The following is a 20,463-nucleotide window of genomic DNA, read 5'->3' on the forward strand; positions in this document are numbered from 1 at the left end:
TGTTTAAAATTCAGTTATCTTAGGGACGTTTTCATAAAGGGATTCTAAGTCATAGAATTCTCTTGCTCTTGGTGAGAAGATGTGTACTATCAAATCATAGTAGTCAAGTAAAGTCCATCCTGTACCTTCTCTTCCCTCAATGCCTCTTGGAGTGAAGCCTAACTTCTCCATTTCCTCTTCCACGCTTCTTTGAATTGCCTTTCTTTGGGTGTTAGTAAGTCCTGTACATATTACAAGGTAATCAGTAAGTCCTGGTATTTGTGATACGTCAATTATTATTACATTTTCGGCTTTCTTCTCTAAAACGATGCGAGCAATTCTTAAGGCTTTCTCTTTACTCTCCAAGAAATTCATCACCCCTCCTTTACATTATTAATTTTAAAATATTGATCTAAAATCTCTTTTAATCTAATCTCATCAGGAATCACATAACTTATACCATTTATATTTTCAGGAGTTCCTGGCATTACAAAGGTATGAATATCTTCTTCAGTAATGTCCATGAATTTAGAGGCTATAACCATAGCTTCCATAAGAGATGCATTGGTCTCAAATATGGATCCTGCTAAGGATATATATTGAGGCAGATTTATTAGGTTTATTTTTTCCTTCATCTGTTTAAAAAGTGCCATTAAAAATTTCTGTTGTCTTTCAACTCTTCCCAAATCTCCCATAGGGTCGTGCCTAAACCTTACATATCCAAGAGCCTCTTTACCATTTAAGTGGTGTACTCCTGGAGTAAGATCTACAAAGAATTTATCAGTACTATCTCTGTAATACATTCTCTTTTCTACTTCTATATCTATTCCTCCAATAGCATCAATGAATTTTTCAAATTGTTGGAAATTGGTCTTTACATAATAGTGAATAGGAATATTTAAGAGGTTCTCAAGGGTCCTTAAGGAGAGTTCTACTCCTCCATAGGCATAAGCATGATTTATCTTTGTAAATCCATGATTAGGAATATAGGCTCTTGTATCTCTCGGAATAGAGAGAATATTTACTTTTTTATTTTTAAAATCTAAAGAAGCAATAATAATGGTATCGCTCCTTCCTGGATCATTCTTTCTTTCATCAACTCCAAGAATAGCAATATTTATCCTTTCTACCTTATTAAAGGCAACATCTAATAATTCTACTTTATCTAGTACAGAAGAATTTCGGGAGGGATTGTAATTGTAGCTATTTTGGATGTAGTAGTATCCTCCAACTCCAACCGCAACAATTACTATGAGAAGTACTAAAACTCCTATTATGAGTATTTTTAACCACCTCTTCATTTTTTGTTTTTTCCTCCTAAGTTTTTATTTGTTTCTCTCATATAATATTTTATCTTCTTTTATTAATAAATAAAGAGACCCCCAAAAGGGGGTCTCTTTATTATCCTAAGTTTAGATTAGGTTTATTTTCATAGCTTAACCACGGTTTCTTCTTTCACGTGGTCTTTCTTCCCTTGGTTTTGCCTCATTGACAATTATTCTTCTTCCTTTGACCTCTGTGTTATTAAGGGCAGAGATCATTTTCTCAGCCTCTTTTTCATCTACTTCTACAAAGCCAAATCCTTTAGATCTTCCTGTATTTCTATCAGATATGATTCTTGCAGAATATACAGTACCATGGCTTGCAAAAATATTTTTTAACTCTTCTTCTGTGGTTGACCAAGGTAAATTACCTACATACAAAGTCTTGCTCATCTTTTCACCTCATGGAAATTTTTAGAATTTCTGGGGAAGCTTTTTGGGGAGCATTCCGGAACCCTTGAGATAGGAAAATTAAGGATACTTTCGGTACACTTCACCTCTCTTTCTGGATAAATAAAAATACTTGAGAACTCTTTTAGGGGATTCCCGAGGAGTCTCAAGTATTCTTTTGACAAACCCAAATTCTCTTTTAAAAACTTAAACATAACCCAAAATAATCCTTTAGTGAGGTTATCATATCATAAAAAGTCGTGATTGTAAATATGTAAACTTAGAATTTAGCGCTTGATAGGAGTATTATGGAAAATCTGCCAAAGGGCTTAGGTGAATTTTAGGGAGATATGGCTTAAAGGTTTCAGGGTGAATAGAGGGATATTTTGGAAGTGATACATTGGAGCATGAAACTCCTAAACCTTTGGATTTAGAATCCGCAAAATTGTGCTTAGAGAAATTAAGAATTTAGGGTAAGTATATGCTCTTTTGTATTGCCTAAATCAATGGTTTTCTCCTTCGCTTTTATGACATATGGATTTGCTCCTAATTTTTTCTTTGATAATCTTCCTACTACCTCAAAGGCTCATGCTGAAAGAAGCTTTAAACTTGCAAGGGAAAAAGGATTGAAATATGTAAATATTGGGAATAGATTTCTTCTTTCCCATTATTATTAGGCTAATCTTCTTGAAAATCTGAACTATAGTATGCTGATGTTCTCTGCGGGAAAATCCACAACCTCAACTACTAAATTTGATACAGCTAAAAGGCTTTTTTGAAAGACTATGACAATTTTCTCTTATGGGAAGACAGGTTCAAGTTAGGTTTTCAGGATATGAAGGTTTACTGTTATTTTGAAAATCGTAATACATGGGTAAAGATTCAAAATGAAAAGGGAAGAATAGGTTGATAGTGTTACAAATTTGTTTTCAATTTTTTTAAGGACTGCTACAATTTCCTTTCCCTTTACATTTGATATAATTAACTCTAAGATTTTTGCTAAAAGGGAGGAGCTATTATATGAAGATAGCTAATCTGAAATCAGGAGAGAGATTTTTTATAGGTCTCCTTTTTGAGGATAAGATTTTAAATCTTACCAAGGCTATTTTAATGTATTCTTCTATTTATGAAAAAAATTTAAGGTATGTGGAAAAAATTGATGATATTCTTTATATGGATAATCTTCAAGAGTATTTAAATAAGGTTCAGGATTTTATCTTTGAGCATAATCTTATATATAGTTTAACCGAAGAAAAATATAAATTTCTTCCCCCCATAATAAAGCCTCAAAAGATTCTTGCTCTTGGAAGAAATTATGTAGAACATGCCAAAGAGTTAGGGCATAAAGTACCTAGGGAGCCAGTGTTTTTCAGTAAGTCTCCTTCCTCCCTTATAGCCCATGAAGAGGAAATTGTTTATCCTAATTTTCTAACAAGAGTAGATCCTGAAGTTGAACTTGGAGTAATTATCAAAAAGAGAGGAAAATATATTAAAGAAGAGAATGCAATGGATTATGTTCTTGGCTATACTGTAGTGAACGATGTAACGGCAAGAGATATGCAGGCTGAAGATTTTTCCAATACCAATCCATGGTTTAGGTCAAAGAGTTTTGATACCTTCTGTCCTGTAGGTCCCTATTTAGTTTTGAAGGAAGGCATTAAGGATCCTCATAATTTAAATATAGAGCTTAGGGTAAACGGAGAAATGAGACAAAAGGATAATACTAAAAATATGATCTTCAAAATACCCCAAATAATTTCTTACATTTCTAAGCATTTAACTCTTGAGGCAGGAGATATTATTGCTACTGGCACTCCTTCTGGGATTTCTCCTATCTATCCGGGAGATACTGTAGAATGTATCGTAGAAAAAGTTGGTGTCTTGAGAAATGAAGTAGTTAATGAAGATCTATGAGGCACTTATCAGTTCGTCAAGCTTTTTGAGAACTTCTTCTACATGGCCATCCAGCTTTACATTTTTCCATTCGTGAAGAATTTCACCTTCCGGTGAGATAATAAAGGTATTTCTTAGGGTACCCTCAGTTTCCTTTCCGTACATCCTTTTCTTTCCCCAGGCTCCATACTCTTTTATTACTTTGGCATCTTTGTCAGAAAGAAGGATTATTTCTAAATTATATTTTTCTGCAAATTTTTTGTGACTTTCTACTGTATCCTTACTTATACCAATTACTACTGAATTTCTCTTTTTGAATTCATCGATTTTTTCAGAAAAACTTACTGCTTCTTTGGTACATCCTGAGGTCATATCTTTGGGGTAAAAATATAAAACTACCCATTTTCCTTTATAATCAGAAAGAGAAACTTCCTTCCCATTTTGATCAGGGAGAGTAAAATCAGGAGCTTTTTTACTCATTATTAAATATCCCTCCTATATATTTTCTTCGGCTTCCTTAACTAACTCTCTCATAAGATCTTTTACCTTTACTATCTTATCAACCCTATAGGCATTAGCTCCTGCAAAGGCAAAACCATATTTGAAATTTCCCTTTTTAGCGTTAAGAAGAGCTATGGCAATACAATAAGGAGAGTTTTGATAATCACAGGTTCTTATACAGTGGAATGGACACTTGTAGGGCTTTTTCTCTCCTCTTTCTACTGCTTCAAGGAACTCGTTTTTTATAGCCCTTCCAGGAAGTCCTACAGGACTGTCTATAATCACTATGTCTTCTTTTTTGCATTTTAAATAGGCTTCTTTAAATTTTTCGTCTGCATCGCATTCATAAGTAGCTACAAATCTTGTTGCCATTTGAACTCCTTTTGCTCCTAATTTTAGGAATTTTGCAATGTCTTTTCCGTCGTATATTCCTCCTGCTGCTATGACTGGTATCTCTTTATTATATTTTTCTTCTATAATTTTTGCCTCATCCAACACTTCTTTAAGTCTATTTTCAAGGGTGATCTCTGGATTTTGTAATTCTTCTCGTTTAAATCCAAGATGTCCCCCTGCTAAGGGACCTTCTACTACAAAGGCATCGGGCACATAGTTATATTTGTTAATCCAATTTTTTGCTATAATCCTTGCCGCTCTTCCTGAGGAAACTATAGGGATAAGTTTTGTTTTATGTACTTTTTTAAGGTATTTAGGAAGATCTAAAGGTAGTCCTGCTCCTGAAAAGATTATGTCAATTTTTTCTTCCAATGCAGTCTTTACCATATCTGCAAAATTAGAAAGTGCAACCAAAATATTTACTCCTATAATTCCTTTTGTTTTTTCTTTTGCTTTTCTGATCTCTTTTCTTAGAGCTCTAATATTCGCTTCTATGAAGTTTTCAAAAAAGTCTTCCTCTTCCATTCCTATGCCTGCTGTTCCTATCACCCCGATTCCTCCTTCTTCTGCTACTGCAGAGGCAAGACCAGAAAGGGATATCCCAACAGCCATTCCTCCTTGTACTATGGGAACTGATGCTACTAAATCTCCAATTTTTAAACTTGGTAATTTCATCTTAAGACTCCTTTTTAATTAAAATTACATACCCATTATGTTATATCCAGCATCCACGTAGATTACCTCACCTGTAATTCCTGAAGAAAGATTACTCAAAAGAAATACTGCTGTATCTCCTACTTCTCTATGCTCAATATTTCTCCTTAGTGGGGCTCTTTCTTTATGGTATTCTAACATGTCGGTAAATCTTGCTATACCTCTTGCTGCTAAAGTGCTTAAAGGACCAGCAGAAATAGCATTAACTCTTATATTTTCTCCACCAAGATCATAAGCAAGATATCTTACTGAGGCCTCCAATGCTGCCTTTGCAACTCCCATTACATTGTAATTAGGTATGACTTTTTCAGAGCCATAATAGGTGAGGGTAATTATGCTAGAATTTGTATTTAAAATAGGCTTAAAAATTCTACTCATGGCAACAAAGGAGTAAACACTAACCTCCATAGCAGTAAGAAAAGCTTCTCTTGATGTTTCTATATAGGGGTTTTTAAGGGCATCAGAAGGTGCAAAGGCAATGGAATGAACAAATCCATCTATCTTACCCACATTATTTTCTATCTCTTTAGCTACTTTTTCAATGTTTTCGTCCTTTGAAACATCACATTCCACAATTAGAGGTTTAGGATTTAAATCAGCTATGATTTCTTCTACATTTTCCTTAAGCCGCTCATTTTGATAGCCAATTATTACTTCTCCTCCGAACTTCATTATGGATTGGGCAATAGCCCAAGCAATACTCTTTTTATTAGCCACATTAAAAACAGCTATTTTCTTCCCTTGAAGAAGCATAAAGCGACACTCCTTTCCTTTCAGTTTTTAAAATTATACCATGTAAGGAGTTAATGAAAGAGGTAAAAATTAATCCTCTATATAGGCTATTATTACCTCTACACCTCGTTTTTTTAACTCCTCTATATATTGAGGAGACACTTTTTCATCTACTATTATCTTACTCATCGCATTTGTTGGAGCAACAAAAGCAAAACACTCTTTTCCAAATTTACTATGATCACTAACTCCTATTATTTCTCTTCCCATTTCTATAATTAGCTTTTTAATTTGAGCTTCAGCTATACTTGCTGTGTACATTCCTTTAGAGGGAATGATCCCTGATATTCCTAAAAATACTTTGTCTACTCTAAATTCCCTTAAAACCCTTTCTGCAATAGGACCGACAAGAGCTACAGTTTCCTTTCTTAGTAGACCTCCTGTTAGAATGACTTCTACTCCTCTTGCACTTAAGAGCTCTCTTGCTACTTCTATAGAGTTTGTAACTACTGTAACATCGTGCTTGTGTTTAATATTTTTAGCAATTTGTAAAGTAGTACTTCCTGTCTCAATAAATACACTTTCTCCATCGTTTATTAATTCTGCAGCTATTTTCCCTATAGCTTGTTTTTCTTTGAGATTTTGACGCTTCTTAGTTATATATAAAGGTTCAAAGGAAAAACTATGAGGTAGAACTGCACCACCATGAGTCCTTTTAAGAAGGCCTTCTTTTTCCAAGATCTCCAAATCTCTTCTAATGGTTGCTCCTGTAACGTTAAAAATCCTTACTAAGTCAGAAACCTTAATTCCTCTTTCTTTCTCTAATAATTCTAATATTTTTGTTCTTCTTTCTTCTGGCAACATTTTTTTACCTTTATTAAATCATTTTTTGTTGAAAAATAATAACATAGGATTTGGAGTTTTGTCAAAAGAGGAAGAGACTGTTCAAAAAAATTTTAAATAAGGGGAAATAATATATTTAGAAGGGCAATTTTAAAGAGCCAAATTAAAAGAATTCTTATAAAGTAGTCTCTTCCTCCTCTTTTTATGTTCCCAAATACACTCTCTATTACTCTAAAAGTCTCTTTCACTTTTATCGCTGGCTTTATCCCTCTTCTTTCTATCTCTTTTATTAATTCTATGCTGTCATAGGATTTATCCCCTATAAAATACTCTCCCTTTAGCTCCATCCCTTTATCTAAGATATTTTTTGCTATCTTTACCTCACTTTCATAAGCTTTCCCTGTCTTTACCCCTATCACTATGTTCTTCCCTATGTCTTTCCTTATCCCTATTATTACTCCTACCCTTATATGAGACTTTATCAGCCTTATTTCTTTTCCCCTTTTTATCCTTTGACTGTATTTTGTGTTATATCCAAATCCTGTCCCATCTATTACCATGTACTTGTATTCCTTTATTTTGTATCTTTCTTCTATCTCCCTTCTCACATATTCTAAAAGCAAATCTAATGTTTCCTCCTTTATTCTATCTCTTAATTCCTCCCTTAAATCTCTGAAAGATAGTCCCCTCGATAGCTTTAAAAGAAGAGATGAAAGATATTCTTTCCATCTTCATATGAAAACCAACCCCTTTTGTTTTCTCTTTTCCTTTTTATACCCTTTAAATCCTCTTATTTCAACTTCTCTTGTTTTTTTGAACAGTCTCTATTTTAACTTGACATTGTGCTTATAGATGATACTATAGAATGAAAAAAAATAAAAAATAAAATTGAAATAAAACGAAAATAAAAATAAAAAACTGGGTAAGATAGGAGGTGTTTAGATTGCCAAAAGAAATACCTGTACTTCCAGAACTTGAACCAGGATATATTGAGGTAGGTGGAAAGGTACCTAAGTTTCAATATAGAAAATCTTTAAAAGAAGAATTAAAAGAGGGGAGCATAACTAAAGAAGAGAGCATAGATCTTTTCAAATGTATGCTTATGATCCGAAATTTTGAAGAGATGATCTATGAGTTAAGGGTTAATAAAGGTAAATATGGGAATATTAGGTATCTATATATAGGTGCTACTCATCTTTCCATTGGACAGGAAGCAGTTCCCACAGGCGGAATTTCAGTTATTAAGAAGGATGATTATATTACTAGTACCCATAGAGGGCATGGTGATGCCATAGCTAAAAGCTATTTTGGATTAAAAGATATGAGTGAAGAGGAGCTGATAGCTTTTATTGAAAATAACAAAGAAATTGCAAATTTTTTAGGATATGATTGGAAGAACAAAAATAAAAATATTCTTTATCAATATGCCCTTGATATTGAATTATTCAAAGCAATAGGGGAGCTTTTTGGAAAAGAGTGGGGTGCTTGTAGGGGAAGAGGAGGATCCATGCATATTGCGGACTTTAGTGTAGGACATTTGGGGGCAAATGCTATTGTTGGTGGTAGTATGGGAATAGCTGTAGGGTCTGCTATGGCTTCAAGATATATGGAAGATGGTAGAGTAACTTTATGTTTTATAGGGGATGGAGCAATGAATACAGGAATAGCTCATGAGGCAATAAATATGGCATGTATGGCACAATTTACTAATGGTCTTATGAGTAAAAAATTTGGAGTTCCTGTAATATTTATGGTTATGAATAACCAATATGGTGAGTCTGGACAACAAAGGGGCGAAGTAACAGGAATAGATTTTATTGCAGAGAGAGGTTTTGCGTATAGCAAGAATGGTATGCATGCAGAAGTAGTAAATGCTATGAATGTGCTTGCAGTAAGAGATGCAGTCAAAAGAGCCGTGGAAAGGATAAGAAAAGGAGAGGGGCCAGTTCTTCTTGAATTTTGGGGATACAGATTTATGGGACATTCTTTAAGTGATACTTTGGAAAAACCAGAAAATGTTACTTATAGAACCTACGATGAGTTACAAGCATGGAAAAAATATGATCCATTGGAGATTTATGCGAAAGAGTTGATAGATGCAGGAGTACTTACTCCTCATGAGATTGAAAATCTGAAAAAAGAATATAGACAGAGAAATGAGAATATTGCTGCAAAGGTAATTGAATCTCCTAATCCCGACCCTAAGGATATGACAAAATATGTTTTTAAAGAAGACTCCATAGATAGTTTTGTGCCTGAGAAGTTTAGAAACGTTACAGTGCTTAAGGAACCAAAATTTAAGGACAGAGATCCAGAGGTAGAGATAAACTACAAAGAAGCAATTATTGAGGCATTATATCAAGAAATGAGGAGAGATGGAAGAGTACTAATGTGGGGAGAAGATATAGCTGATTATGGTGGTTCTTTTGGAGAAACAAAGGGACTCTTAGAAATATTTGGAAGGGATAGGATATTTAACACCGCAATTTCTGAAGCAGCAATAGTAGGAGCAGGAGTTGGAGCGGCAATGAGAGGTCTGAGGCCTGTGGTGGAGATAATGTATATAGACTTTATTTTAATTGCTATGGATCAAATAGCAAATCAAGCTGCTAAAATGCGCTATATGTCAGGAGGACAAGCGGAAATTCCTCTCACCATAATAACCACTATTGGTGGTGGTAAAGGATATGCAGGTCAACATTCTCAGAGTATTGAGTCAATTTTGACCCATTTCCCTGGATTAAAAGTTGTTGCTCCATCAGATGCTTATGATGCCAAAGGTTTATTGATAGCTTCTATAAGGGACAAAAATCCTGTAATTTATATAGAGCATCAAAATTTACTTCAAGATCCTTTATTACTTTCTTTGTCCAAGAGAAAAGTCCCCAAAGAAGATTATATAGTCCCTATTGGTAAAGCAGACATTAAGAGAAGAGCTAAAAATTATGATAAAAGTGTTACTGTAGTTTCGTGGTCTGCCATGATTTACGCCGTATTAAAAGCAGCAGAGGAATTGGAAAAAGAGGGTATTGAATTGGAGGTAGTAGATCTTAGAAGTCTCTATCCTTTAGATATGGATACTATTATTGATTCTGTAAAGAGGACAAGAAGGTTTGCTGTTGTTACACAAGCTGTGGAATTCATGTCTCTATCTTCCGAGATAATAACTCAACTTTATCAAAAAGCCTCATCTTTTCTTATTAGACCTCCAATAAGAATAGGCGCTCCTTTTTGTCCTCCACCAGCTTCTCCTGTTCTTGAAAAAGCATACTTACCTAATGACAAAAGAATTATAGAAGAAATTAAAAAGTTATTCTAACAAGGAGGTAAGAATTTATGGTTAAAAACATTGTTATGCCTAAGGTTAGCGATGTGATGGAAAACGGTACTGTTACTTCTTGGCTTAAAAAAGAGGGAGATAAAGTGGAAAAGGGTGAGCCTTTATTGGAGATTGAAGTGGAAAAAGCCATAATGGAGATAGAGAGTGAATACGATGGGTATTTGAGAAAGATACTTGTGAAAGAGGGAGAAACAGTACCTGTAGGAACTGTCTTAGCTTATATTACTGATACCTTAAATGAAAGTATACCTGAGTAAGGAGGTTTAAACTTTGAGTGGTAATAATGTGATAAAGAGAATCCCTTTGAATACAGTAAGAAGAACTATCGCTGAGAGGTTATTAAAAAGTAAGCAATCAATACCCCATTTTTACGCTATTGCCGAAGTTGATACTACAAACTTAGTTGAGACAAGAGCAAATTTTGTTAATGAGAAAAATATAAAAATTTCTTATGATGATTTCATAATTAAGGCTACTGCTCTTTCTATGAAAGAGTTTCCGTTAATAAATGCCCGATTTAAAGATACAGAGATAGAGCTTTTGGAAGACATAAATGTGGGTTTTGCTGTAGCTTTAGGGGAAGAAGGTGTAGTGGTACCTGTTATAAGAAATGCTGATAAAAAGCTTATAGCTCAAATATTTGAAGAAAGGATTTCTCTTGTAGAAAAAGCAAGAAATAGAAAGTTAAGAGTGGAAGATATATCTGATAGAAGCATTACTGTAAATAATGTTGGTGTGTTTGGAGTAAGATCTATACTTGCTATAATTAATCCCCCTGAAGTAGCTATTGTTACCTGTGGGGCTATTCAAGATAGAGTGGTGGTAATTAATGGAGAAATAAAAATTAGGAAGATGATGGATATAACTCTCTCCGCAGATCATAGGGTAATAGATGGGGCATACGGATCTAAGTTTCTCATGAAAATAAAGGAGTTTTTAGAGAATCCTGATTTATTATTGAGTAAGGGGGAATAAGAATGGAAACAATAGCTTTAAGAATGTATGGGAAGATGGATTTAAGACTTGAGAAATTTGAACTTCCTGAGATTAAGGAAGATGAAATACTTGCGGAGATAATTTCAGATACCAGTTGTCCTTCCACCTACAAAGAAATTGTTCAAGGTCCGGATCATCCAAGAGTTCCAAAGGATGTGGACAAAAATCCTGTTATTGTAGGGCATGAAATGGCAGGAGTAATTTTGAAAGTGGGGTCTAAATGGAAGGGAAAATATGAGGAGGGTCAAAAGTTTACAATTCAACCTGCTTTGCTGTATGAAAGGGGACCTGTAGGAGTATTAAGTGCTCCAGGATATTCATATAAATATTTGGGGGGTCTTGCCACAAAGGTTGTTATTCCTAACGAGGTTATGGAACAAGATTGTCTTTTAATTTATGAGGGTGATGCTTTTTATAAAGCATCCTTAATAGAACCTTTGTCGTGCGTGATAGGTGCTGTGAATGCTCAATATCATACTAGGGAAAATTCTTATGAGCATATCATGGGGATAAAACGTGGAGGGAAGACTGCCATTCTTGGTGGTGCAGGACCTATGGGTCTTGCTTTTCTTGCCTATCTTATTTATGGTCCTCAGAATCCAAGCTTACTTGTTATCACTGATATTGATGATGCAAAGTTGCAAAGAGCTATGAAGGCTTTTCCCAAAGAAGAAGTTAATAAAAAGGGAATAGATATTAGGTTTGTGAACCCAACAAGAGAGCAATCCTATAAAGAAATAAAATATGATGATATTTTTATTTTATATCCAAGTCCTAAGCTGGTTGAGGAGGCAGACTCTCTTCTTGCAAGAGATGGTTGCTTAAACTTCTTTGCAGGACCTACTGATCATAATTTCATTGCTTGTGTTAATTTTTATAAGGTTCATTATGATAAACATCATTTTGTGGCTACATCGGGTGGTAATGCTGATGATATGAAAATAGCATTAGATCTTATACAAAGGGGAGTTATAGACCCTTCCCCTATGATTACCCATATAGGTGGACTTAATGTAGCAAGAGATGTGCTTTTAAATTTCCCTAATATCTCTGGGGGTAAAAAGTTAATCTATACCCATATAAGATTTCCATTGTCAGAAATAGAGGATTTTGAGAGATTAAGTGTAGAGGGTCCTGAGGAATTGAAAGATATATACAGAGATTTAGCTCAAATAGTGAAGGATAATAATGGCTGGTGGTGTAAAGAAGCTGAAGAATATCTACTAAAAAGGGGGGAGAAAATAGATGTGTGATTGCCAAAGATTAAAAAATAGAGTGGCAATTGTTACAGGTGCAGCTCAAGGGCTTGGAGAAGCTCTTTCTTATAGACTTGCAAAAGAAGGATGTAATGTAACTGTAGCTGATATAAAAGTAGAAAAACTTCAAGAAGTGGCAAAAAGGATTGAAGAGGAATATGGCAGTAAGGCTCTTGCGGTCAAGTGCGATGTTGCTAACGAGGAAGATGTAAAAAATATGGTAGAAAAAACTGTTGAGACTTTTGGAAAACTTGATATAATGGTAGCTAATGCTGGTATTTTAATTGCTCATGATATTACGGAATTTCCTCTTGAGGATTGGAAGAAGGTAATAGATGTTAATTTAACGGGATATTTTCTTTGCGCAAGAGAGGCTGCCAAGGTAATGGTAAAACAGAAATCCGGAGTAATAATTCAGATTAATTCAAAATCAGGAAAGAAAGGGAGTTTTAGAAATTCTGCTTATTCTGCCTCAAAATTTGGAGGAATAGGATTTACCCAAAGTATTGCATTAGATCTTGCACCGCATAATGTAAGGGTAGTGGCGGTATGTCCAGGAGATCTTTTGGATTCTCCATTATGGAAGGAAAGCCTTTATGATCAATATGCTAAAAGATTGGGAATAAGTAAAGAAGAGGTAAGAGAAAGATATTTAAAGCAGATACCTCTTGGTAGGGCATGTACTTATGATGATGTGGCAAATGTAGTAGTATTTCTTGCAAGCGATGAAGCTTCTTATATTACTGGAGATGCAGTAAATGTAAGTGGTGGGGTAGAAATGAGGTGAAGAAATGAAGGTACATATAGATATCGGTATTAATGGGGCTTTTTTGACAAGAAGGTGGGAAGATCCTGAGAATTTTATAAAACTTACTAAGGAATTAGGATATGACTATCATTCTTTTTGTAGTGATGTTTTAGACCCATTTTTTAGTGGAGATAAAATTTATCAGATAGAAACTGCAAAGAAGATAAGAGAGTATGCAGAAAAATATAATGTTAAAATATGGGACTATTACACAGGTATGGCAACTCATAGGTTTCATGGTCTATCTCACAGTGATGAAAGAGTAAGACAAAGAATGAAGGAATGGATAATATCTGCTATGGACATTGTTAAAGAAATGGGGGCAAAATATCTTGGAGGACATTGGGATGCTTTATCTGTGGAAGTTTTGCAAGATCCAGAAAAGACAAGAGAAAGGATCAAGTATGTTTATGAAACTTTTAAAGAACTTGCAAAGATAGCAAAAGAAAAAGGACTTTTAGGTATATCTAATGAACAAATGTATATACCCAGTGAAAAACCCTGGACTCTTCAAGAGGCTGAAGAATTTCTTATTGAAGTAAATAAAAAAAATGACGGTGTTCCTATATATATAACCATTGATGTGGGACATCAAGCTGGAATGCACTATGGTCTTTCTGGAGAAGATTTATCCTATGAAGAATGGTTAAAAAGGTTTGCAGTATTCTCCCCTATAATTCATTTACAACAAACTACGAGGGATGCTAGTGCGCATTGGCCCTTTACTGAAGAGTATAACGCTATAGGTCATGTAAAGATTGAGAAAGTTCTTTCTGCAATTGAATACTCTTTCAAGCATTATAAAGAAAGTCCTATTTCTCAGTATTTAAAGCCTGTGGAAGAAATTATTCTTATTGCTGAAATTATTCCTTCATCTACGAAAACTGAGGAAAAACTTTTGAAAGAACTTAAAGAAACTGCTGAATATTTGAGGAATTATATTCCCAAAGGAGGAATTTATTATGAATTCTGAAATAGAGAAGGTAAAAAGGGAACTTGTAAAAATAGGGAAAAGGATAGCACAGGAAAATTTAATTGTGGGACCTGGAGGAAATATTAGTGCAAAAGTTGGAAATAGAGTTTATATAAAGGCGAGCGGTATTTCTTTTGAAGATGCCACAGAAGATGACTATATTGGTGTTGATTTTAATTCTGGCGAAGTAATTGAAGGTGATAAAAAACCTTCTTCCGAAATATGGATGCATCTTGAATGTTATAAAGTAAGAGAGGATGTTAAGGCAGTAGTACACACCCATCCTATATATTCAATTGCTTATGCTTTTCAAGATGAACCTTTAAAATTATTCACACCTGATATGGTGGCTCTTCTTGGGGGAGAAATTCCTGTAGTAGAATATGTGGTGCCCGGTGGTAAGGAGTTTGCAGGAGTAGTTGGAGGCGTTATAAAAAATCATAATGGGGTCCTTGTTAAAAATCATGGATTGGTAACAGTAGGAAGTAATCTCAAAGAAGCGCTTTATAGAACTCTCTTAATTGAGAATTCCATAAAGACAATATTTGTAGCAAAATTGTTTGGTAAGATGGGCTTCTTTACAAAAGAACAAATTGAAGAAATTGACAGCTTAGAGGTGGAAAAATATAGGAGAAAACTACTAAAAGAAAAAGGTTGATTATCTCCATGGGATATTATCTTTTCTTCTTACTTGTATCTCGTCAATAACAGCATTATTTCTAAATTTTAATAAGAAAACAATTATTTCTGCGATCTCGGAGGGCTGAATCAGTAATGCCTTTTCAAGATCAGGCCTTACTTTATTTACAAGATCTGTTGCTACACCCCCTGGGGAAATTAAGTGCACTCTTATTCCATATTCGTGGACTTCTTGAGCAAGGACTTTTGTAAATCCATGTAATGCATGTTTTGAGGCAGTATAAGCACTTTGATTTACATAACCCTTGTACCCTACCACCGAAGAGATATTTATAATTGTAGGAATCTCTGAATTCTTTAAATAGGGAATAGCATACTTACATAAAAAATAAGGCACTTTTGCATTAATGGTCATTATTTCATCCCATTCCTCTTCTGAAGTTTCAATAATAGGCTTAGATAAGGCTGTTCCTGCATTATTTATTAGTATATCTAACCTTTCAAAATGTCTTATTACTTCTCCTATTACAGTTTTTGGTGCATTTTTCTCTCTTAGATCTATGGATAATATGAAAACATTTATATTTTCCTTCTCTAATTTCTCTTTAAGTTCCCTTAGTCTTTTTTCATCTCTTGCTATAAGAGCAAGATTAACTTTTTCTTTTGCAAGTCTCTTTGCTATTTCTTCTCCTATCCCCCTACTTGCCCCAGTTATTAATGCTATTTTATTTTCAAGACTTCTCATGACTTTATTATAGCAAATCTATTTGTCCTCTAAAATTTATCCTTACATAAAGATAACTCCTGAATATACTTCTTGGAGCGATTATTGGACTAAACTTAACACTCAGGCTGCTGCACAGAATGGGTAAATAAAGGACTCCTTTTACCTTTGGATGATTTTGTAAAGAATAATGTTATTAATCTCAAGGATGTGGCTCCTAATTACATAAAGCCTGGAATAGTAAACGGTAAACTTTATGGTATCAATTTAGGTGTAAATGCATTAGGATTAGTATACGATCCTGAGATTTTTAAGCAAGCAGGAATTCCTATACTACGCTTTCCTTAGTTCCCATATTCTTTATCTTTGTGTTCTTTCAAAAATATATGGAAACTGGAATTGCTACTACCTCAGTTTCAAAGTTGTGAGTTCTTTTGTTGCCCTTCAAGGGTTTTTGTGATACCCTTAAAGTAATAGAAAATGAAAATAAAAAATAAAAATTATAGATAAAAAATAAAAATTAATAGGGGGATTTTTTATGAAGAATTATGAAAAGAGATATGAAATTTTAAGAGGTATGTTAGAAGAAGAGGGTATCAATGTGGATGAGGTTGAGAAAAAGTTAAAAAATTTTAGGATAGAAACTCCTTCTTGGGGTTATGGTGATTCGGGAACAAGATTTGCAGTTTTTAAGCAAAAGGGATCTGCTAGGAATATAAAGGAGAAACTTCAAGATGCTGCAATAGTGCATAAATTAACAGGGATATGTCCCACTGTAGCTCTTCATATTCCATGGGATATGTATGATGATTGGGATGAACTTCTAAAATATGCTGAGTCTCTTGGAGTAAAACCAGGAGCAATTAATCCTAACCTCTTTCAAGATGACGATTATAAGTTGGGAAGTTTAACTCATCCTGATAAAAGAGTAAGAGAAAAAGCCATAAAGCATATTTTAGATTGTATTGAAATAGCGAAAAAACTTGGTTCAAGGGATATTTCTTTATGGCTTGCAGATGGAACAAATCATCCAGGACAAGATGACTTTAGATTTAGAAAACACAGATTGGAAGAGAGTTTAAAAGAAGTATACTCTCATTTGGAACCTGACATGAGGCTTTTAATAGAGTATAAATTCTTTGAACCTGCTTTTTATCACACTGATATTCCCGATTGGGGAACCGCTATTATACTTTCTAAAAAACTTGGAGATAAAGCTTATGTTCTGGTGGATTTGGGGCATCATCCTCTTGGGACTAATATTGAGCAGATAGTTGCTATTCTTCTTGATGAAGGAAAACTTGGTGGTTTTCATTTTAATAATAAGAAATATGCAGATGACGATTTAACTACTGGTTCTATTAATCCCTATGAACTGTTTTTAATCTTTAATGAACTTGTCTCTGCTGAGCAAGATGGTTTAAAGATGGATATAGCTTATATGATAGATGAATCACACAATTTAAAGAATAAGATAGAGGAAATGATACAAAGTGTAGAGAATATATTTAGGACCTATGCTAAAGCTCTAATTGTCAATAGAAAAGCTCTTAGAAGATATCAAGAGGAGCAAGACATAGTCATGGCTGAGAACACTTTAGTTAAAGCTTTTGAAACTGATGTGATGCCTTTGATATACAAAGTTAGGGAGGAGATAGGAGTTCCTCTTGATCCCTTAAAAGCCTTTAGGGAAAGTGGATATATGGAAAAAGTGATTAAAGAGAGAGGATAAGGGGGAGGCGTATGGAAGAGAGGAAATTTCTTGCTATCGACCTTGGAGCAGAAAGTGGTAGGTTAATTGTAGGTATACTGAGAGATGGAAGATTAGCCATTGAAGAAGTTCACAGATTTATAAATAGACCTGTAGATATTTTGGGAAGATTATATTGGAATGTAACCCAAATGTTTCAAGATATAAAGGATGGTTTGGTGAAAGCATTCTCTAAGTATAAAGATATAGAGAGTATAGGAATTGATACATGGGGAGTTGATTTTGGGTTAGTAACCAAGGAGGGTTATTTTGCTGGCATACCTGTATGTTATAGAGATCATAGGACTGATGGTATCCTTGAAAAGGCTTTTGAAGTCATGCCTAAGGAAAGAATCTACGAATTAACAGGAATACAAATAATGCAGATTAATACGCTTTTTCAACTTTACAGCATGGTTCTCGAAAATTCCTCTCTTTTTAATTCTACCTATAAACTATTGTTTATGCCTGACCTTTTTAATTTTATGTTAACAGGAGAGATAAAAACGGAGTTTTCCATAGCAACTACCTCTCAAATTTATAACCCTATAAAGGATGGATGGGAGGAGGAAATATTAAGAAAATTTAGCATACCAAAGGATATCATGCCCGAAGTTGTACCACCGGGAACAGTGATAGGAAAGTTATATAAAGGTATAGAAGAAGATTTAGGAGTCAAAAATATTCATGTTATAGCTCCATGTGAGCATGATACAGGCTGTGCAGTGGTGGGAGTTCCAGGAGAAGGTGATGATTGGGCTTACATTAGTTCTGGTACTTGGTCATTAATGGGGGTTGAATTAAAATCTCCAATTATTAATAATGATTCTTTAAGAGCTAATTTTACTAACGAGGGAGGATATAATAAGACTTTTAGGTTTTTGAAAAATATTATGGGACTTTGGTTATTGCAGAGGGTAAAAAGGGAATGGGCGAAGGAGGGTGAAGATTTATCTTACACCGAGATTACGAGGCTTGCAGAAGAAGAAAAGCCCTTTAAATATTTTATAAATCCTGATGATGTTTCTTTCCTAAATCCTACCAGTATGGTTAAGGAGATACAAGATTACTGTAAGAAAACAGGGCAAAAAGTTCCCGAGAAAAAGGGTGAAATCGTAAGGTGCATATTAGAATCACTTGCTTTTAGATATAAAGATGTATTTACAGATTTGGAGAGAATATTAAATAAAAAGATTAAGGTGTTGCATATTGTAGGTGGTGGTTCGCAAAACCAATTACTCTCACAATTTACTGCTGATGTTCTTGGAATACCGGTTATTACAGGACCTAAAGAAGCCACTGCTCTTGGAAATATTGTGGTTCAAGCTATAACAAAAGGGGTTGTTAAAGATATCATAGAGGCAAGAAAGATTATAAGAGATTCTTCTGAAATGAAAGTTTATCAACCCCAAAATACTGAAGAATGGCTTAGAAATTATGAAAAATATAAAGAAATAACACAAGGAGTAAATTAAGATTCGAAGGTTGCAATCCCTCTCTAATTGGTATAAAATTAGATGAAAATAATTCTCAAAGGGGAGGGATAGAAATGGTGAACATAAAGGATCTTTTCCAAAGTGCGGATTGGGCAAAAGAAAAGCATGTTCCTGTTATTGAGATATTAGAAAAGGACAAAGAAAAAGGTGTTAGAATTAGAGTTTCTGTGGGAAAAGAAATTCCACATCCCAATACTACTGCTCATCATATTGCCTGGATAGAGGTATACTTCCAGCCAGAGGGAGATAAATACCCATATCATGTAGGAAGATTTGAATTTGTAGCCCATGGAGCCACAGTGCAAGGGCCTGACACAAGTACTGTTTATTCAGAGCCCGTAGTAGAATTTGTTTTTAAAACCCAAAAGGATGGTGTGATTTTTGCAACATCTTATTGCAATATACATGGTCTTTGGGAGAACTCAGCTGAGCTAAAGTTATAAAAGAAAAAGATTAGTTTAATTATGGATATAAATAAAAGGAGGAGGGATTAATTTCTCTCCTCCTTTTTTATTTATTATGAAAAAACAATTGCTGTGCTAAAATATGTTTCCAAAAGAGCTATAATTAAGGAGGTTAAGTATGAGGAAGTATATAATTGTTTTGATGATTCTTTTAGGGGTAATTTTAGCCCTTGGCTTTTCCCAAGAATAACTTAAAGAAAATGTACTTACCCTAAATAACAAACCTGTAGGATTTGGAGAAGCCACCATAGGGAGTGCTGGAGGAAAAATTGTAACCGTTGATAATGTGAATGATTTTAAGAACTACGCTCAAGTTCAAGAACCCTATATAATACTTGTGAAAGGAGTAATAGATACTAGTAAAGAAACGGGACAAGTAAATATTGCATCAAATAAAACTATAATTGGAGTTACCCCTGATGCGAGTATAATAGGTTGGGGAGTATATTTAAAGGGAGTAAATAATGTGATAATAAGAAACTTGACAATAAAAAATAAAGTTGAAAATCCTAAAAATGATGCTATTACTGTTGAAGCATCTCAAAATGTCTGGATAGATCATTGTACCTTATCCAGCGATATGGTTGTAGCTCCTGAAAGAGAAAAAGATAAAGATAAGGTTGATGCACTTCTTGATATAATAAAGGGATCTAAAGGCATAACGGTGTCTTGGAATATTTTTGAAAATAGTTGGAAATGTACTCAAGTGGGAAGTAGCGATAATTCTACAATAGACGCAGAGGCAAGGGTTACTTACCATCATAATATATTTAGGAATACAAATTCAAGAAATCCCAGTGTGAGGTTTGGAACAGTTTTATGCTATTGCATCTAGAATGGGGGCAAAACTTCTTGTGGAAAATAACTATTTTGAAACTGTAGCTCTGCCTATTACAACTCAATTTGAAAGTCCTCAAGATGGGTATGTCAAAGAGTCTGGAAACCTTTATTGGGAATGTGGAGATAATAATATAACTCAGGAGTTAAAAGAATTAAGAGTTCCTTATCTTCTTGATAAAGGTGCAGGTGCGGGGAAAGAGGTAGAGATTAAATAATCAAAGGGGAGCATATTTGCTCCCCTCTTTATTTTTAGGTGCTTTAAAATTCTCTTCTATACCTTTTAACTTAATTTTCCTCTTTTGATCTTTTAGCATAATTTATTAAAAAACCTTAAAATTTTTAACAAATTTTTAATTTTTTCTTTGACTGTAAATATTATTGGTGATATACTTCTTTTGAATAAAATATGC

The 20,463-nt window shown here is 34.2% G+C and carries 23 protein-coding genes; 14 read left to right on the forward strand and 9 right to left on the reverse strand.

Going from position 1 to position 20,463, the window contains the following annotated elements; all coding sequences use genetic code 11:
- Positions 1–3: 3 nt before the first annotated feature.
- The 3 genes from rsfS to ACP5QL_RS05375 form a co-directional block, all read right to left on the reverse strand.
- On the reverse strand, positions 4–354 hold the full coding sequence (gene rsfS / locus ACP5QL_RS05365; protein WP_012582788.1) for a ribosome silencing factor: 351 nt from the start codon (positions 352–354) through the stop codon (positions 4–6).
- Positions 354–1,280 carry an LCP family protein gene (locus ACP5QL_RS05370; RefSeq protein ID WP_424662270.1) on the reverse strand — a complete coding sequence of 309 codons (927 nt, stop codon included), beginning with the start codon at positions 1,278–1,280 and terminating at the stop codon, positions 354–356. The genes rsfS and ACP5QL_RS05370 overlap by 1 nt, the downstream gene beginning before the upstream one ends.
- Positions 1,281–1,415: 135 nt before the next feature.
- Positions 1,416–1,694, reverse strand: a complete 279-nt coding sequence (locus ACP5QL_RS05375) for an RNA recognition motif domain-containing protein (RefSeq protein WP_012582790.1) — start codon at positions 1,692–1,694, stop codon at positions 1,416–1,418.
- A gap of 1,017 nt (positions 1,695–2,711) precedes the next feature.
- Between ACP5QL_RS05375 and ACP5QL_RS05380 the strand changes: the two genes are divergently transcribed.
- The gene (locus ACP5QL_RS05380; protein WP_272995844.1) at positions 2,712–3,605 is read left to right on the forward strand and encodes a fumarylacetoacetate hydrolase family protein; all 894 of its coding nucleotides are present in this window, start codon (positions 2,712–2,714) and stop codon (positions 3,603–3,605) included.
- Here the strand turns inward: ACP5QL_RS05380 and bcp are convergent.
- The 5 genes from bcp to ACP5QL_RS05405 form a co-directional block, all read right to left on the reverse strand.
- Positions 3,600–4,064: a thioredoxin-dependent thiol peroxidase gene (gene bcp / locus ACP5QL_RS05385; protein ID WP_012582794.1), complete on the reverse strand. Its 465-nt coding sequence runs from the start codon at positions 4,062–4,064 to the stop codon at positions 3,600–3,602. The two genes, ACP5QL_RS05380 and bcp, sit on opposite strands and share 6 nt — an antisense overlap.
- 15 nt (positions 4,065–4,079) lie before the next feature.
- Entirely contained in the window at positions 4,080–5,153 is a 1,074-nt protein-coding gene (locus ACP5QL_RS05390; protein WP_012582795.1) for an NAD(P)H-dependent flavin oxidoreductase, read from the reverse strand.
- Positions 5,154–5,177: 24 nt separating this feature from the next.
- Entirely contained in the window at positions 5,178–5,945 is a 768-nt protein-coding gene (locus ACP5QL_RS05395) for an enoyl-ACP reductase FabI (protein WP_272995840.1), read from the reverse strand.
- A 69-nt stretch (positions 5,946–6,014) separates the two neighbouring features.
- Positions 6,015–6,788 carry a DeoR/GlpR family DNA-binding transcription regulator gene (locus ACP5QL_RS05400; protein ID WP_428125912.1) on the reverse strand — a complete coding sequence of 258 codons (774 nt, stop codon included), beginning with the start codon at positions 6,786–6,788 and terminating at the stop codon, positions 6,015–6,017.
- Between the two features lie 92 nt (positions 6,789–6,880).
- A complete protein-coding gene (locus ACP5QL_RS05405; protein ID WP_428125914.1) occupies positions 6,881–7,390 on the reverse strand; it encodes a transposase in 510 nt (169 codons plus the stop codon).
- 311 nt (positions 7,391–7,701) lie between these two features.
- Between ACP5QL_RS05405 and ACP5QL_RS05410 the strand changes: the two genes are divergently transcribed.
- From ACP5QL_RS05410 to ACP5QL_RS05440, 7 genes are read left to right on the forward strand one after another with little or no spacing between them, the layout of a single operon-like run.
- Positions 7,702–10,086, forward strand: a complete 2,385-nt coding sequence (locus tag ACP5QL_RS05410; protein WP_428125917.1) for an alpha-ketoacid dehydrogenase subunit alpha/beta — start codon at positions 7,702–7,704, stop codon at positions 10,084–10,086.
- A 17-nt stretch (positions 10,087–10,103) separates the two neighbouring features.
- Positions 10,104–10,364 (forward strand): biotin/lipoyl-containing protein, encoded by a 261-nt coding sequence (locus ACP5QL_RS05415; protein WP_272995797.1) that lies wholly within the window; start codon positions 10,104–10,106, stop codon positions 10,362–10,364.
- A 13-nt stretch (positions 10,365–10,377) separates the two neighbouring features.
- The gene (locus tag ACP5QL_RS05420) at positions 10,378–11,082 is read left to right on the forward strand and encodes a dihydrolipoamide acetyltransferase family protein (protein ID WP_164930980.1); all 705 of its coding nucleotides are present in this window, start codon (positions 10,378–10,380) and stop codon (positions 11,080–11,082) included.
- A 2-nt stretch (positions 11,083–11,084) separates the two neighbouring features.
- Entirely contained in the window at positions 11,085–12,356 is a 1,272-nt protein-coding gene (locus ACP5QL_RS05425) for a zinc-binding dehydrogenase (protein WP_428125921.1), read from the forward strand.
- On the forward strand, positions 12,349–13,146 hold the full coding sequence (gene srlD / locus ACP5QL_RS05430) for a sorbitol-6-phosphate dehydrogenase (RefSeq protein ID WP_272995793.1): 798 nt from the start codon (positions 12,349–12,351) through the stop codon (positions 13,144–13,146). The genes ACP5QL_RS05425 and srlD overlap by 8 nt, the downstream gene beginning before the upstream one ends.
- A 4-nt stretch (positions 13,147–13,150) precedes the next feature.
- On the forward strand, positions 13,151–14,140 hold the full coding sequence (locus ACP5QL_RS05435) for a sugar phosphate isomerase/epimerase family protein (RefSeq protein WP_012582811.1): 990 nt from the start codon (positions 13,151–13,153) through the stop codon (positions 14,138–14,140).
- Positions 14,130–14,798 carry a class II aldolase/adducin family protein gene (locus ACP5QL_RS05440; protein WP_012582812.1) on the forward strand — a complete coding sequence of 223 codons (669 nt, stop codon included), beginning with the start codon at positions 14,130–14,132 and terminating at the stop codon, positions 14,796–14,798. Before ACP5QL_RS05435 ends, ACP5QL_RS05440 begins: the two co-directional genes overlap by 11 nt.
- On the opposite strand, the gene ACP5QL_RS05445 is transcribed toward ACP5QL_RS05440, so the two are convergent.
- Positions 14,799–15,524, reverse strand: coding sequence for an SDR family oxidoreductase (locus tag ACP5QL_RS05445; protein ID WP_012582813.1), 726 nt, complete (start codon positions 15,522–15,524; stop codon positions 14,799–14,801).
- A gap of 147 nt (positions 15,525–15,671) precedes the next feature.
- On the opposite strand from ACP5QL_RS05445, the gene ACP5QL_RS05450 reads away from it, so the two are divergent.
- The 6 genes from ACP5QL_RS05450 (at position 15,672) to ACP5QL_RS05475 (ending at position 20,268) form a co-directional block, all read left to right on the forward strand.
- Positions 15,672–15,851 carry a hypothetical protein gene (locus tag ACP5QL_RS05450; RefSeq protein ID WP_164930981.1) on the forward strand — a complete coding sequence of 60 codons (180 nt, stop codon included), beginning with the start codon at positions 15,672–15,674 and terminating at the stop codon, positions 15,849–15,851.
- Positions 15,852–16,041: 190 nt separating this feature from the next.
- Positions 16,042–17,235, forward strand: coding sequence for an L-rhamnose isomerase (rhaI, locus tag ACP5QL_RS05455; protein WP_012582814.1), 1,194 nt, complete (start codon positions 16,042–16,044; stop codon positions 17,233–17,235).
- 11 nt (positions 17,236–17,246) lie between these two features.
- A complete protein-coding gene (locus ACP5QL_RS05460; protein WP_012582815.1) occupies positions 17,247–18,728 on the forward strand; it encodes a rhamnulokinase in 1,482 nt (493 codons plus the stop codon).
- Between the two features lie 74 nt (positions 18,729–18,802).
- Complete coding sequence (locus tag ACP5QL_RS05465; protein WP_012582816.1) at positions 18,803–19,192, forward strand: class II SORL domain-containing protein; 390 nt, start codon at positions 18,803–18,805, stop codon at positions 19,190–19,192.
- Between the two features lie 307 nt (positions 19,193–19,499).
- Positions 19,500–20,048 (forward strand): hypothetical protein, encoded by a 549-nt coding sequence (locus ACP5QL_RS05470; RefSeq protein WP_272995785.1) that lies wholly within the window; start codon positions 19,500–19,502, stop codon positions 20,046–20,048.
- On the forward strand, positions 20,020–20,268 hold the full coding sequence (locus ACP5QL_RS05475) for a hypothetical protein (protein WP_272995784.1): 249 nt from the start codon (positions 20,020–20,022) through the stop codon (positions 20,266–20,268). Before ACP5QL_RS05470 ends, ACP5QL_RS05475 begins: the two co-directional genes overlap by 29 nt.
- Positions 20,269–20,463: the final 195 nt, after the last annotated feature.

This window comes from Dictyoglomus sp., from assembly GCF_049968615.1.
In the GTDB taxonomy this organism is placed as follows: domain Bacteria; phylum Dictyoglomota; class Dictyoglomia; order Dictyoglomales; family Dictyoglomaceae; genus Dictyoglomus; species Dictyoglomus turgidum.